At 72.6% G+C, this 14,685-nt stretch carries 14 protein-coding genes; 10 read left to right on the top strand and 4 right to left on the bottom strand.

Features of this window, described 5'->3' with window-relative positions; genetic code table 11:
• Positions 1 to 508 (bottom strand): NAD(P)H-dependent oxidoreductase subunit E (locus FK498_RS12285; protein WP_202614835.1); only part of this gene is annotated, 508 nt, incomplete at its 3' end.
• 122 nt (positions 509 to 630) lie between these two features.
• Between FK498_RS12285 and FK498_RS12280 the strand changes: the two genes are divergently transcribed.
• Genes FK498_RS12280 through FK498_RS12235 form a run of 10 tightly spaced genes read left to right on the top strand, consistent with a single transcriptional unit; the run spans position 631 to position 10,226 of the window.
• On the top strand, positions 631 to 1,773 hold the full coding sequence (locus tag FK498_RS12280) for a mandelate racemase/muconate lactonizing enzyme family protein (RefSeq protein WP_161988397.1): 1,143 nt from the start codon (positions 631 to 633) through the stop codon (positions 1,771 to 1,773).
• 7 nt (positions 1,774 to 1,780) lie between these two features.
• Entirely contained in the window at positions 1,781 to 2,785 is a 1,005-nt protein-coding gene (locus FK498_RS12275) for an ABC transporter ATP-binding protein (RefSeq protein ID WP_141854958.1), read from the top strand.
• On the top strand, positions 2,782 to 3,744 hold the full coding sequence (locus FK498_RS12270; protein ID WP_141854956.1) for an ABC transporter ATP-binding protein: 963 nt from the start codon (positions 2,782 to 2,784) through the stop codon (positions 3,742 to 3,744). The genes FK498_RS12275 and FK498_RS12270 overlap by 4 nt, the downstream gene beginning before the upstream one ends.
• Positions 3,745 to 3,804: 60 nt before the next feature.
• Positions 3,805 to 4,299, top strand: a complete 495-nt coding sequence (locus FK498_RS12265; RefSeq protein ID WP_141854955.1) for a RidA family protein — start codon at positions 3,805 to 3,807, stop codon at positions 4,297 to 4,299.
• Complete coding sequence (locus FK498_RS12260; RefSeq protein ID WP_141854953.1) at positions 4,296 to 5,879, top strand: ABC transporter substrate-binding protein; 1,584 nt, start codon at positions 4,296 to 4,298, stop codon at positions 5,877 to 5,879. The genes FK498_RS12265 and FK498_RS12260 overlap by 4 nt, the downstream gene beginning before the upstream one ends.
• A 13-nt stretch (positions 5,880 to 5,892) precedes the next feature.
• Positions 5,893 to 6,837, top strand: coding sequence for an ABC transporter permease (locus FK498_RS12255; RefSeq protein ID WP_141854951.1), 945 nt, complete (start codon positions 5,893 to 5,895; stop codon positions 6,835 to 6,837).
• Positions 6,834 to 7,661 (top strand): ABC transporter permease, encoded by an 828-nt coding sequence (locus tag FK498_RS12250; protein ID WP_141854949.1) that lies wholly within the window; start codon positions 6,834 to 6,836, stop codon positions 7,659 to 7,661. Before FK498_RS12255 ends, FK498_RS12250 begins: the two co-directional genes overlap by 4 nt.
• Before the next feature lie 3 nt (positions 7,662 to 7,664).
• Positions 7,665 to 8,294 (top strand): hypothetical protein, encoded by a 630-nt coding sequence (locus FK498_RS19305; RefSeq protein WP_161988396.1) that lies wholly within the window; start codon positions 7,665 to 7,667, stop codon positions 8,292 to 8,294.
• Between the two features lie 10 nt (positions 8,295 to 8,304).
• The gene (locus tag FK498_RS12240; RefSeq protein WP_161988395.1) at positions 8,305 to 9,168 is read left to right on the top strand and encodes an alpha/beta hydrolase; all 864 of its coding nucleotides are present in this window, start codon (positions 8,305 to 8,307) and stop codon (positions 9,166 to 9,168) included.
• A gap of 2 nt (positions 9,169 to 9,170) precedes the next feature.
• The gene (locus FK498_RS12235; RefSeq protein WP_141854945.1) at positions 9,171 to 10,226 is read left to right on the top strand and encodes an Ldh family oxidoreductase; all 1,056 of its coding nucleotides are present in this window, start codon (positions 9,171 to 9,173) and stop codon (positions 10,224 to 10,226) included.
• A gap of 3 nt (positions 10,227 to 10,229) precedes the next feature.
• Here the strand turns inward: FK498_RS12235 and FK498_RS12230 are convergent, their stop codons facing one another.
• From FK498_RS12230 to FK498_RS12220, 3 genes are all read right to left on the bottom strand, one after another.
• Positions 10,230 to 11,321: a 4-oxalomesaconate tautomerase gene (locus FK498_RS12230; protein WP_141854943.1), complete on the bottom strand. Its 1,092-nt coding sequence runs from the start codon at positions 11,319 to 11,321 to the stop codon at positions 10,230 to 10,232.
• A 7-nt stretch (positions 11,322 to 11,328) separates the two neighbouring features.
• Entirely contained in the window at positions 11,329 to 13,302 is a 1,974-nt protein-coding gene (locus FK498_RS12225) for a tripartite tricarboxylate transporter permease (RefSeq protein WP_141854941.1), read from the bottom strand.
• A gap of 66 nt (positions 13,303 to 13,368) precedes the next feature.
• On the bottom strand, positions 13,369 to 14,466 hold the full coding sequence (locus FK498_RS12220; protein ID WP_141854939.1) for a tripartite tricarboxylate transporter substrate binding protein: 1,098 nt from the start codon (positions 14,464 to 14,466) through the stop codon (positions 13,369 to 13,371).
• Between the last annotated feature and the right edge of the window lie 219 nt (positions 14,467 to 14,685).

The following is a 14,685-nucleotide window of genomic DNA, read 5'->3' as shown; positions in this document are numbered from 1 at the left end:
GCTCGGGCCGCCGCGGCGGCGCCGCGATCGCGCGCCTGACCGCCGCGACGCTCGCACCCTCGATCAGCCGATGCCCGGCCGCGCAGGCCGGCGCGCGATGGCACGCCCCCATGCAGGGGGCGGCGATCACGCGGGCCTCCGGCAGCGCCGCGCGCAGGGCATCGTGCAGTGCCGCCGACCCGGCCATCGCGCAGGGCAGGCTGTCGCAGACGCGCACCGTCAGCGCGGGGGGCGCCGGCGCGTCATCCGGCAGCACGTCGAAATGCGCATAGAAGGTCGCCGTCTCGTAGGGCACGACATGGGGCAGCCGGAACAGCTCCGCGAGTGCGCGCAGATGCGCATGGCGGATGCAGCCGAAGCGGTCCTGCACCGCGTGCAGCGCCTCGATCAGCAGATCGGCCCGGCGCGGCATGTCCCCGATCGCCTCGCCCACCTGCGTCAGCGCCGCGGCGTCGAGCGGTGCACCCCGCGGGCCGGAACGTGCGCGCCGGGCCCTGTCCGCTGCCATGGTTCCTCGCTCCTCCCGCGCGAATCATGGGGCCGATCGTTCGGGCGGGCAATGCCGGGCGCGCCGCCTTGACACCCCGCGGAGCCGCTGCAAGCGTCGCGCACCCGCACGGAAGGGACGCCATGGCGCGCATCACCGACATCAGGATCGTTGCGGTCCAGCACCAGCTCGGCGCCGGCAGGGCCTACGGCATGGCGCGCGGGCTGACGGGCGTGCGCGGCGCCGGGATCGTGCTGCTCGAGACCGACGCCGGCGTGCAGGGAATCGGCGAGGCCTGGGGGCCGCCGACGGTCACGCGCGCCTATCTCGAGCTGATCCGCCCCTCCCTCATCGGCGCATCGGTGTTCGGCGTGCGCGCGGTCGCGCAAGGCATCTTCGCCAGGCACTACCATCTCGGCACGCAGAACCAGATGGTAGCGGCGCTCTCGGGCATCGACATCGCCGCGCACGACGCGATCGGCAAGCTGTTCGGCGTGCCGGTCGCCGACCTGATCGGCGGCCGCCAGCGCGACCGCGTGCCGGTCTACTGCTCGGGCGGCTACTTCACCGAGGAGGACGACCAGCTCGCCGCTCTCGCCCGCCAGCTCGAACCGCACACCGACGCGGGATTCCCCGCCTTCAAGATCAAGCTCGGGCGGCGCCCCGACGAGGACGCCGCGCGCGCGCGGCTGGCGCGGCGGATCATCGGCGATCGCGCGCTGCTGACGGTGGACGTGAACGGCAACTACACGCTCGATGCCGCGCTCGAGAGCATGCGGCGCATCGCGGACGCGGAGGTGCACTGGGTCGAGGAGCCGCTCGCGCCGCAGGACTGGGCCGGCTATGCCGAACTCGCCCGCCGCGCGCCGATCGCGGTCGCGACCGGCGAGGCGCTCTACACGCTGTTCGACTTCCGCCGGCTGATCGACGGCCGGCTCGCCGCGATCCTGCAGCCCGATCTCGCGCTCTGCGGCGGGCTGGATGTCGCGCGCACGATCGGCATCCTCGCCGGCGCCGAGCATCTGCGCGTCTCGCCGCATTGCTGGGGCACGGGGGTCGGGCTCGCGGCCGCGGTGCACTGGGTCGCCTCGCTGCCGAGCTACCCGCATGGCGCGAACGTGCCGTATCCCGCGCTCGTCGAGTACGATGTCGGGCCGAACCCGCTGCGCGACGGGCTGTTCGTCGAGCCGCTCCGGTTCGAGAACGGCCATCTGCACGTGCCGACCGGACCGGGCCTCGGCGTGACGCTCGATCCCGAGGCGCTGAAGCGCTTCACCGTCGACTGACCCTGTGATGGCCGGCGCGCTGCTCGCGATCGAGGACCTGCGCGTCGCGTTCCACACCGCCCACGGCACCGTGCAGGCGGTGGACGGCGTCAGCCTGTCCGTCGCACCAGGCGAGACCGTGGCCGTGGTCGGCGAGAGCGGCTCCGGCAAGTCGGTGACCGCGCTCAGCGTGCTGCGGCTGTTCGGTCGCGCCGACCGGGTGGCGACCGAGGGCGCGGTGCGCTTCGCGCGCGAGGGCGGCGTGGTCGATCTGCTGCGCCTCGACGAGACAGCGATGCGCGCGATCCGCGGCGGCGAGATCGCGATCGTGTTCCAGGACCCCTCGACCAGCCTGAACCCGGTGTTCCCGATCGGCGCACAGATCGCCGAGGTGCTGCGCCGCCATCGCGGGCTGGGCAGGAGGGAGGCGTTCGCCGAGGCCGCGCGCCTGCTCGGCCGGGTCGGCATCGCCGAGCCGGAAGCCCGGCTCAGGGCCTATCCGCACCAGCTCTCGGGGGGGATGCGCCAGCGCGCGATGATCGCGATGGCGATCGCCTGCGATCCGCGCCTGCTGATCGCGGACGAGCCGACCACCGCCCTCGACGTGACGATCCAGGCGCAGATCGTCCGCCTGCTGAAGGACATCCAGGGCGCGCGCGGCATGGGGCTGATGTTCATCACGCACGACCTCGAGCTCGTGGGCGAGATCGCCGACCGCGTCGTCGTCATGTACGCCGGCCAGGTGGTGGAGAGCGGGCCGGCCGCCGCGGTGCTGGCCGCACCGTGCCATCCCTACACGCGCGCGCTGCTCGCCTGCCGGCCCGCGCGCGACTACGCCGCGGACGGCGCCGACACGATCCGCCTCAGTGCCATTCCGGGCGCGCCGCCGCGCCCCGGCGCCCTCCCGTCCGGCTGCCGCTTCGCCGAACGCTGCGCGATGGCGCTGCCCGAGTGCCGTGTCGCCCCGGTGCCGCTCGGCTCGGTCGCGCCCGGCCGTGCCGCGCGCTGCCTGCGCGCGGGGGAGGTCGCGTGAGCGCGCCGCTGCTCGCCGCCGAGGGGCTGGTGAAGCGCTTCCCGCTGCCGCGCCGGGGGCTTGCGCCCCGCCGCGTCGTGCACGCGGTGGAGGAGGTCGATCTGGCCGTGGGGCCGGGCGAGGTGCTGGGCCTGGTCGGCGAGTCCGGCTCGGGCAAGTCGACGCTCGCACGTCTGGTGCTGCGTCTGGTCGAGCCGACCGCGGGCCGCATCGTCTTCGAGGGCCAGGACATCACGGCCCTGCCGCGCGCCGCGCTGCGCCCGTTGCGCCGGCGCATGCAGATGGTGTTCCAGGACCCCTATGCGTCGCTCAATCCGCGTCGTCCCGTGGGCGAGGCGATCGCCGAGGTGCTGCGTCTGCACGGGCTCGCCGGACGTGACGGCGGCAGGGCGCGGGCGCGCGGCCTGCTCGAGCATGTCGGGCTCTCGGGCGACGACTACCCGCGCCTGCCGCGGAGCTTCTCCGGCGGGCAGCGCCAGCGCATCGCGATCGCGCGCGCGCTCGCGGTCGAGCCGAGGCTCCTGGTCGCCGACGAGCCGGTCTCGGCCCTCGACGTCTCGGTGCAGGCCGGCATCCTGACGCTGCTGCGCCGGCTCCGTGCCGAGCACGGGCTCGCGATGCTGTTCATCTCGCACGACCTCTCGGTGGTCGAGGCGATGGCCGACCGCGTGATGGTGCTCTATCTCGGCCGGGTGATGGAGGTCGGCCCGGTGCGGGCGATCTTCACCGCGCCACGCCATCCCTATACCGTCGCCCTGCTCTCCGCCGCGCCGGGACGCGCGCATCGCCTGCCGCCGCTCGCCGGCGAGATCCCGAGCCCCGCCGACCCCCCCTCGGGCTGCGTGTTCCGCACCCGCTGCCCCTTCGCGCTCGCCGCCTGCGCCGAGGCGGTGCCGGCGCTGCGCCCGGTCACGCCCGGCCATGCCAAGGCCTGCATCCGCGACGACCTGGCCCTCTGAGGGGCCGTTGCGGCGCCGCCTGATCCGCGCGACGCTGGGGCCCGCACGAGGGTGGACCGCATGAGCATCGCCGAACGCCTGCACCAGCTCGGCCTTGCCCTGCCGCCGCCGCGCGCGCCGGCCTTCGCCTATGTCCCGGTCGTCGTCGAGGGCGGGCTTGCCTGGGTGTCCGGCCAGCTTCCCTGGGCGGGGGAGGCGCTGCGCGCCACCGGCAAGGTCGGCGGCGCGGTCGACCAGGCGACCGCACAGGCCTGCGCGCGCGACTGCATCCTGAACGGGCTTGCGGTGCTCGCCGAGGCGATCGGGCCGCTCGACCGGGTCCGGCGCATCGTCAAGGTCGTGGGCTTCGTCGCCTCCGCGCCCGGCTTCACCGCGCAGCCCGCGGTGATCGATGCCGCCTCGGCGCTCCTGGTCGAGATCTTCGGCGAGCGCGGACGCCATGCGCGCTCCGCGGTCGGTGTCGCGGAGCTGCCGCGCGACGTGCCGGTGGAGATCGAGTTCGTCGCCGCGATCGACGCGGCACGGGACGGAACGAACGGAGGAGGAACGACATGAGGGACTTCGTCATCGGCCGGCGCGAGGCGCTGCTCGCCGGCCTCGCGCTCGCCGGCCTGCCGCGCGCGGCGGCCGCCAGCGACGACCTGCTCTACGGCCCGACCGACCCGCAGGCGCGGCGCAGCGGGCGCGTCACCGTGGGCTCGCTGGTCGAGCCGCCGGCGCTCGATCCGTTCCGCCAGGCGGCGGATGCGCGCATCCGCGTCTCGGTGCTGATGTACCAGGGCCTGTTCTTCGAGGACCAGTCGGGGGTCGCGCGGCCGCTGCTCGCGCGCGGCGCCGAGGTCTCGGCCGACGGACTGACATGGACCTTCCCGCTGCGCGAGGGGGTGAGGTTCCACACCGGCCAGACCATGAGCTCGGCCGACGTGAAGTACAGCTACGACTTCCTGCGCGACCCCAGGAACGGCTCGCCCGGGGCGGGCGACCTCTCCTCGATCGCCGCGATCGAGGCGCCGAACCCGGCCACCGTGGTGTTCCGCCTCTCGCGACCGAACGCCGCCCTGCCGATGACGCTGACCAACAAGTACGGCGCGGTCGTGCCGGCGGGGTTCCTCGACGATCCCAACTCCGGGACGCGGATGAACGAGATCTCGGTCGGCACGGGGCCCTTCAAGCTGCGCAGCTTCCGGCCGAACTCGGCGATCGTGCTGGAGCGCTTCGCCGAGTACTGGCAGCCGGGCCAGCCCCATCTCGACGAGATCACCTTCGCGGTGATGCCGAACAGCGCGGCGATGGCGGTGGCGCTGCAGGCGCGGCGGATCGACCTTGCCGTGTTCTCGCGCCCGCAGGACACCCAGCCGCTCGAGCGCGCGGCCGGGCTGGAAGTGAGGCGCTGGCCCTCGCTCGGCCAGCGTTCGCTCGACCTCGACTGCAATTACGGGCCGTTGAAGGACGTGCGGGTACGCCAGGCGATCGCGCTCGCGATCGACAAGAAGACGGTGATGGATGCGGCGATCGCAGGCTACGGCCAGGTGCTGGGCACGATGGTGGCCGGCATGCAGGACGCCTGGGGCGTGCCGCTCGACCGACTCCCCAACCAGAAGGTCGATCTCGATCGCGCAAGGCGCCTGCTCGCCGAGGCGGGTCATCCGGACGGGTTCGAGATCGATCTGACCACGATCATCGGCTATGACTGGATGGACCCGGCGGCGCTGACGATCGCCGAGCAGCTCCGGCGCGTCGGCATCCGCGCCAACATCAAGCGCATCGAGCTCGGCGTCTGGATCCGCAACTTCCGCGCCCGCGAGATGGGCTTCACCTTCAACGACTGGGGCACCACGCCGGACCCGAGCCTGCTGTTCTATCGCCACTTCCGCGCCGCCCCGCAGGGCGCCGACTTCCGCAACTGGAACAACGCGAAGGCGAGCGCGCTGCTCGACCGCGGCCAGGAGGTATCCGACCCGGCCGAGCGCAGGCGCATCTATGCCGAGTTCCAGATGCTGCTCGCCGAGGAGGTGCCGACCATCATGCTGTTCTCGGCCGACCTGCTGACGGTGAACACGGCGCGGCTGCGCAACTACCACCAGCACGGCACGGGCTGGTATTTCGGCCTCGCCAAGGCCTGGGTCGCGTCCTGACGCGATCCGCGCCATGGCGGTGATGCTCGCGCGGCGGCTCGCTTCGGCCGCCGTGGCCGCCTTCCTCTCGGCACTCGCGGTGTTCCTGCTGATGCGCGCGGTGCCGGGCGACATCGTCGCGCAGATGCTCGGCCAGTCCGGCACCGACCGGACGGCGGAGGAGGCGCTGCGCGCGTTCTTCGGCCTCGATCGTCCGGCGCATGCGCAGTTCCTCGACTGGCTCGGCCGCACCTTGGCGGGCGATCTCGGCCGGTCCTGGTACCAGGGCCGGCCGGTCAGCGCGATGATCGCCGAGGCGTTCGGCGTGACGGCGCAGCTCGCGGCGCTGACGCTTGCGGTCGCGACGCTGATCGGCGTGCCGCTCGGCGTGGTGGCGGGCATCCGCGAGGGCACGCGCATCGACACCGCGATCCAGACCTTCAACCTGCTCGGCCTCTCGGCTCCGGTCTACTGGGTCGGGCTGATGCTGCTGGTCGGCGCCTCGGCCTTCCTCGGCTGGTCGCCCCCCTTCATCTGGCGCGACTTCGCCGACGATCCGGCCGAGAACCTCGCGATCATGCTGCTGCCGGTGATCAGCCTGGCGATCCTGCAGGCCGCCGCCTACAGCCAGTTCGTGCGCGGATTGATGGTGGCCGAGCTCCGCCGCGAGCACATCCGCACCGCGATCGCCAAGGGGCTTGCGCCGCACGAGATCTACTTCAAGCACGCGCTGCGCAACGTGCTGATCCCGCTCACCACCTTCATGGGGCTGATCCTGGTCCAGATCCTGGGCGGCGTGGTGGTGATCGAGTCGCTGTTCTCGCTGCCGGGGCTCGGGCGCCTGATCCTCTCCGGGTTGCAGGGACGCGACTATCCGGTGGTGCAGGGCGCGCTGCTGTTCGTGGTGCTGATCGCGATCGGCATCAACCTGCTGGTCGACCTGCTCTACGCGGCGATCGACCCGAGGCTCAGGCCGTGATCGCCGCCGCCACGCTCGCGGGCACGCGCATCACGCCCGGGCTCGCGCTCAGCCTCGGTCTGCTCGCCGCGTTTGCGGTGCTGATCGTCGCCCCGGGCCTGATCGCCGTGCAGTCGCCCTACGATGTCGATCCTTCGCGCGCGCTGCTCGCGCCGTCCGCGCAGCACCTCTTCGGCACCGACGACGTCGGGCGCGACGTGTTCGCGCGCATCATCCACGGCACGCGGATCACGCTCGGCCTGGTCGCCGGGTCGCTGCTGCTCTCGGCGCTGGTCGGCGGCGGGTGCGGCGTCATCGCGGGCTATGCCGGCGGCTGGTTCGATCTCGCCGCCGGGCGCCTCGCCGACATGATCCTGACCTTCCCGCCGATCATCGCCGGTGTCGTGATCACCGGAGTGCTCGGCCAGGGGGCGGGCAATCTCGTCCTGGCCCTCGCGGCCGTCTACCTGCCGACCTTCTTCCGCATCGCCCGCTCGGGCGCGCTCGCCGAGGCCGCGCGCACCTACGTGGAGGCCGCGCGCGCGCTCGGCTTCCCCGAGTGGCACATCCTGCTGCGCCAGGTGCTGCCCAACGTGCTGCCGCTGGTGGTGCTGCAATACGTGATCCTGTTCCCGCTCGCGCTGCAGATCCAGGCCGCCCTCGGCTTCCTCGGCCTCGGTGTGGCGCCGCCGACGCCGGACTGGGGGGCCACGCTCGAGCAGGGCAAGAACTTCATCCTGGTCGCGTGGTGGCTCTCGCTCTGGCCGGGCGTGTTCCTGCTGGCGTCGGCGGTCGCCGTCACCGTGCTCGGGCGGGCGCTGCGTGAGCGGCTCGGGGGGGATTGAGGCATGACGATCGCCTTCGCGGCGACCGAGGATGTGCTGGCGGCGGAGGCGACGCTGACGCTCCCGCCGGCGGCGCGCGTGCTCTACCTGCGCAGCGGGCAGGTCAGCGCGGGCGAGGGCCGGGACGGCAGGCCGCTGCCGCGCGAGGAGGCCGTGCTGTGCGTCGGTCCCCTGCGGCTCTCCGGCGCGGGTGTCGTCTGGGGATACGAGGCGGCGCGCGCGCTCGATCCGCCCGATCCGCGGCGCACCGTGCTGCGCGTGACGCTGCCGCGCGATCCGGACGCCCCCCTCCTCCTGCGCGCCGACCGCGTCGACTTCCCGGCCGGCGCCGTCACGCCGCGCCACGGCCATGCCGGCCCCGGCATCCGCCGCCTGCTCGCGGGCCGGCTGTTCGCCGAGATCGGCGATGCGCATCGCCGCATCGATCCCGGAGAGGCCTGGTTCGAGAGCGGCGCCGAGCCCGTGGTCGGCCGCAACCTCGCGTCCGCCAGCGCGTTCCTCCGCTGCATGGTGCTCGATCCCGATCTCGCCGGCCGGCCGACCTTCCGCCCGGCCTCGCCCGAGGATGCGACGAAGCCGCGCGCCGTCGCCTACCGCCTGTTCCTCGAGACCATCGTCACCCTGCCGCGCTGAAGGAGACGCGATGCCCGACACCTCACGGCTCTGGCACGGGCTCACGGCGGAGGAGCACGAGGCGCAGTACAACCCGCGCGCGGCGGTGGCGGACTTCGCCGACTGCCAGGCGCGGCATCAGGGCTGGAGCGCGGCCGCCGCTGCCCGGCTCACGGCCATCCGCGACGTCGCCTATGCCGAAGCGCCGCTCTGCACGCTCGACATCTACCCGGTGCCCGGCCTGGCGAGCGCGCCCGTGCATCTGTTCTTCCACGGCGGCTACTGGCGCGCGCAGGACAAGGCGAACTTCGCCTTCGTCGCCGAAGCGCTGGTCGCGTCCGGCAGCCTCGCGGTGATCGCCAACTACCCGCTCTGCCCCGCGGTCACGCTGGACGAGGTCGTGTCCGCAGCGCGCGACGCGGTCGCCTGGACGCATCGCCACATCGCGCCGTACGGCGGCGACCCGGCGCGACTGACCGTGTCGGGCCACTCGGCCGGCGCGCATCTCACCGCCGCTGCCCTCGCCGAGGACTGGCCCGCGCGCGGGCTGCCCGCCGATATCGTCAGCCGTGCGGTGCTGATCAGCGGCATCTTCGACCCCGCACCCGCGATCGGCACCAGCGTGAACGCCGAGATCCGCCTCACGCCCGACCTCGCCGCGCGGCACGACTTCGAGCGCATCCCGCCGCGCATCCTCTGCCCGTGCTGGATCGTGGCCGGCGGGCGCGAGCCGTGGCACTGGATCGACCAGTCGTTCCGCTACGCACAGCACCTGCGCCGCCACGGCGGCGATCCCGGCGTGCTGGTCGTGCCCGGCCGGCACCACTTCGACATCCTTGACCTGGTCCGCGACGAGGCGAGCGGGCTCGGCCGGATCATGTGCGGGAGGCCATGAGCATGAGCGGAACGATCCGGGTCAATGCCGAGACCCTGCGCCGCTTCACCGCCGCGCTGTTCGCCGCCGAGGGCGTGCCTGAGGCATCGGCCGCGCGCATCGCCGAGTGCCTGGTGCTGGCCGATCTGCGCGGCGTCTCGACGCACGGCGTGTTTCGCGTCGCGACCTACCTGAAACGGCTGCGGCTCGGCCTGTTCGAGCCCGACCCGGCGATCGTGGTCGAGCGCGTCGGCCCGGCGATCGCCGCGATCGACGGCGGCAACGGCTTCGGCATGGTGGTCGCGACACGGGCGATGGACGAGGCGATCGCGATCGCGCGCGAAGCGGGGATCGGCATGGCGGCGGTGCGTCGATCCACGCATTTCGGAATGGCGGCGTGCTACCCGATGCAGGCGATCGCCGCCGGGATGATCGGCATCGTCTGGACCAACGCGTCGCCCGCGCTGCCGCCCTGGGGCGGGCGGGCGCCGTTCTTCGGCACCTCGCCCATGGCCTACGGCGTGCCGGCCGGCGAGGAGGAGCCGTTCCTGCTCGACATGGCGATGACGGTGCTCGCGCGCGGCAACGTCTTCGTCGCCAAGAGCCGCGGCGAGCGCATCCCCGAGGGGCTCGCGCTCGATGCCGAGGGCCGGCCGACCACCGACCCGGATGCCGTGCTCGCCGGCGGCTCGATGCTCGCCTTCGGCGGCGTGAAGGGGGCGAGCCTGTCGTTCCTCATGGACATCCTCGGCGGCGTGCTGACCGGCGCCGCCTTCGCCGGGCAGGTCGGCAATCCGCACACGGACTTCGACCGTCCGCAGGGCACGGGGCATCTGCTGCTGGCGATCGATCCGGCGCGGCTGATGCCGATCGAGGCCTTCCGCGCGCGCATGGACCACCTGATCCGCGAGGTGAAGCGCCAGCCGCGCGCCGCCGGGGTGGACGAGATCCTGATCCCGGGCGAGCGCGAGGCGCGGCGGATGCGCGAGACCCTGCGCGACGGCATCGCGCTCGGGCCGGAACTGGTCGCGGCCCTGCGGGCGGAGGCGGAGAGGACGGGAGTCGCGGTGCCGTTCTGACCGCTATCCCGTGAACGCCTTCGCCGGCACGAACACGTGCCCGTCCATGATCTTGCGCGCGGTGCGGATCACCCCGCCGCCGACCACGTCCATCGCCGCCCCCCGGCCGCGCGTGGCGAGCGCCACCTCGAACACGCCGGAAGGATGCTCGACCACCACGAGCCGGTCGTCGCCCGGCGGACGCAGCGCGAGCCCGTCCGCGACCGACCCCTCCATCACCGCGCAGGTGGCGACGCAGATCGCGCCCGTCACCGCGTGCGCGGCGTGGGTCTTGTGGGGCACGAAGTAGCGCGAGGTGATCGCGCCGCCCTGCCGCGGGGGCGCGAGAATCGCCGCCTTCGGGATCACCTTGTCGGCGACGTCGCCGAGACCCATGCGCCGTCCCGCCTCGCGCCGCAACGTCTCGAGCCGGGCGAAGAAGGCGCGATCGGCATCGAGCTCCTGCGGCGTCTCGTAGCCTGTCTTGCCGAGATCCGCCGCGCGGAAGATGACCATCGGCATGGCGACGTCGATCAGCGTGGCCGGCACGCCGTCGATCGTCTCCTGCGCCCTGCCGGTCGGCAGCAGGCCCGCGGTCTTCGAGCCGACGATGTCGGCGAAGTTCAGCCGCACCGGTGCTGCCGTGCCCGGCACGCCGTCGATCGCGACATCGCCCGTGTAGCGCACCTTGCCGCCCGGGGTCTGGATCAGCGCCTCGATCCGGCTGTCGGTGTTGACGTTGTAGATCATCACGCGCGTGACACCGTCCTCGGCCTTGACCATGCCACGCTCGATCGCGAACGGACCCACACCCGCGAGCATGTTGCCGCAGGAGGGGTTGGTGTCCACCAGCGCCTTGTCCACCGAGACCTGGGCGAACAGGTAGTCCACATCGACGCCGGGGCGCTGCGAGGGCGAGACCATCGCCACCTTGCTGGTCAGCGTGTCGGCGCCGCCCAGCCCGTCGATCTGGCGCGGATCGGGCGAGCCCATCGCGGCGAGCAGCACGCGGTCGCGCGCGCGCACATCGGCCGGCAGGTCGGCGAGGCGGAAATACGGCCCGCGCGAGGTGCCGCCCCGCATGAACAGGCAGGGGATCGCGACCAGATCGTCCATGGATGCCTCAGCGGAACGGCCAGGGGAGATCGTAGATATCCTGGAGCAGGCCGCCGGGAAAGACGAGGTTCAGGGCATCGGCGAGCACCAGCACGAAGGCCGCCGCACCCGCCGTCAGCACCGCGATCTGCACCCAGGACGAGCGCGCGACCAGCCGCAGGAAGAGGACGAAGAAGAGCAGGAGCGCGGCGAAGAAGCCGATCAGCGCGACCAGGCCGATGAAGGCGGCGAACCAGCCGAGGAACGGCCACGGACCGGAATCGGCCGCATTCGCCTCGCCGTCGAAATTGGCCGTCCCCGCCGCCTCCGGCCCGCGCAGCAGCGCCCACAGCAGCAGGAGCGTGGCAAGCCCACCGACGACCGCGACCGCGACCGGCATGATCAGGGCCAGGAACGAGTTCTTCAGCCCCTGCTGCAGCGTGAAGGCGAACACCGCCAGGGTGACCAGCGCGAACGCGATCTGCGGCCCGAGATGCCTCGCCCGCGCCGCCTCGGCGCTGCCCTCGGTGTGCACGGTGGCCGCGCCGCCTGGTCGCGCGCGCAGACCCGCCCAGACCGACAGCAGGGTGATCGCGAGGATCACCAGCACCACCGGCCGGGTGATGAACGACCAGCCGGCGAACTGCACCGCCTGGTAGAGATAGCGCTCCGCGCCGTTCGCCAGCACGAAGCCGATCAGGAAGGCCGGTCGCGACCAGCCGAAGCGGCGCAGGAACACGCCGACCAGGCCGATGCCGAGGAGCGCGAGCAGGTCGTTCAGGCTGCGTGTGGCCTGGAAGGCCGCGAACGAGATCGCCAGCATCATGAACGGGGCGATCAGCGGGTAGCGGATCGCGGTGAGCTGCGAGATCCCGGGCGCGAGCAGGATGCAGAGCGCGGTGCCGATCACGTTGGAGAGCGCGAGCGACCAGACGATCGTGTAGGTGATGTCGAGATTGCGCTCCGCCATGGCCGGACCCGGCTGCAGCCCGAGCAGGATCATCGCGGCGAGGAAGATCGCCATCGAGCCCGATCCGGGAATGCCGAACAGCAGTGTCGGCAGCAGTGCTCCGCCCGCGGTCGCGTTGTTCGCGCTCTCGGGGGCGATCACGCCGCGGATGTCGCCCTTGCCGAAGTGCTCGCGGTCCTTGGTGGTCTGGATCACGTGGCCGTAGGCGATCCAGTCCACCACGCTGCCGCCGATCCCGGGGATCGCGCCGATCAGCGCGCCGATCCCCGAGCAGCGCAGCGCCAGCCACCAGTTGGCGAGCGTATCGCGCACGCCCTGGATCCAGCCGCGGCCGAGCGGGGCCCGGTCAGCGATCGCGTTGCCGCTGCGCAGCAGGTCCACCATCTCGGGCAGCGCGAACATGCCGAGCCCGACGATCACCAGCGGGATGCCGTCCATCAGGTACAGCAGGTCGAAATCCATCCGGTACTCGCCGGTCGCCGGGGCGGCGCCGATCATGCCGAAGGCGAGGCCGAGGCAGCAGGCGGCGATCCCCTTGACCATGTTGGCCCCGGAGAGGACGCCGACCATCGACAGGCCGAACAGCGTCAGCATGAAGAGCTCGGCCGAGCTGAACAGCAGCAGGATCGGCCGCGCGACCAGCACGAACCCGGTCAGCACCGCCGCGCCGAACAGCCCGCCGATCAGCGAGGCGAAGAACGCCGCGGAGAGGGCGCGCGCCGCCTCGCCGCGCCGCGCGAGCGGGAAGCCGTCCAGCACCGTCGCCTGGCTCGCCGAGGAGCCGGGAATGCCCATCAGGATCGAGGTGAAGGTATCGCCCGTCGGGATGATCGCCAGCAGCCCGATCATCAGCGCGAGCGCGGAGGTCTGGTCCATGCCGTAGATGAACGGCAGCAGCAGCGACAGCCCCGCGATGCCGCCGAGCCCGGGCAGGACGCCCACGACGAGGCCGAGGCAGACGCCGACGAACAGATAGAGGAAGTGCTGGACCGTCAGCAGCGCAGCCAGGGCGTCCAGCATCGCCGTGGTCATGGGGGCATGTGCTCCCGTCGCGCCCGGGCAGGCCGGCGGGCCGTCGTCGCCACGGCCCGCGCGCCGTCAGTTGAAGCGGACGTTGTGGTTCTTCGCGAGGTAGTCGCGCACCCAGGCGCGCGCCTCCGGCGCGATCGTCGTGGCGACCCTGTAGAGCGTGTCGACCTGGTCGCCCACCGCCTGCTCGTAGTCGCCCAGGACGTCGCCCTTCCTCGCCTGCAGGTCGGGATCCGCGACCGCGTCGGCGAACGCCTTGCGATACGCCGCGACGATCTCGCGCGGCGTGCCGCGCGGCAGCATCGCCGGCTTCTGCGCGGCGAAGCCCGCGCCGAAGAAGGCGAGATAGGCGTCGAAGGCCACGCCGGAGGGCTTCCGGCCATGCATCATCTCGTAGGCTTCGACGAAGTGCGGCAGATCGGGAAAGGTGGGATCGCGCGCGACATTGCCGTTCGCATCCAGCACGCCCCAGGAGAACAGCGGCACGGCGGTGCCCGCCTGGACCAGCGGCGTCACCTGGGTCAGGTAGGCCGAGGAGGTCTGGTAGTCGATCGTCGCCTCGCCGCGCTCGAAGGCAAGCCGTCCTTCGCCGCGGCCGCGCATGCCGAAGACGTGGCGCACCTTCAGCCCCATCACCTCGAAGGCGAGCATCGGCACGAGGTCGAGCGAGGTCGCTCCCTGGCTGCCGTAGACGAGCTCGGTGTCCTTGAGCCTGCCGAGCTCGGCGGCGTTCCTGATGCCGAACCTCGCCGGCAGGTAGGCGACGCCGCCGGTGGGCGAGACCAGCACGGGCGGCATCTGCGCGTAGTCGTAGCGCACCCGCGCATCGCCGAGGAGGTAGGGGAACTGCGTCGAGCCCGAGGTGCCGATGAAGCTCAGCCCGTCGGGCTTGGCGCGCAGGTAGAACTCGTTGGTGCCCGTGATCGAGCCGCCGCCCGGCACGTTGCGGATGATCACGTTGGGCCGGCCCGGCAGGTACTTGGCGAGGTAGGGGGCGAAGAACCGCGCCCAGACATCGCTGCCACCGCCCTCGGCGAAGGGGATCACCCACTCGATCGTCCTGCCCGAGAAGTCGACGGCGCGCTGCGCGACGGCCGGACGGGCGAGGGCCGCCACGCCTGCCGCCGCCGTCCCCGCCATCGCCGCACGGCGGCTGATCCTCGCCATCTCGCTCCTCCCCGTGTCGTGTTGCCGTTCCACGCGGCCGCGTTGCGCGTGTCCGCCGCGAGAGCCTTGCCGCCGCGGACGCCCGGGGTCAAGCGGCGATCGGCGGACCGGACGGATCTGCCGCGGCAGGGGCGCGGCCGGGCACCGCGCTGCTCGCGACCGTCTATTACGCCGTCAAGACGGTGGTCGATCCCACCATCCTGCCCAATGCCGGCCTCG

The sequence above is a fragment of the Elioraea sp. Yellowstone genome, assembly GCF_006704265.1.
Taxonomy (GTDB): domain Bacteria; phylum Pseudomonadota; class Alphaproteobacteria; order Acetobacterales; family Acetobacteraceae; genus Elioraea.
This window is presented reverse-complemented; position numbering and strand designations above follow the sequence as displayed.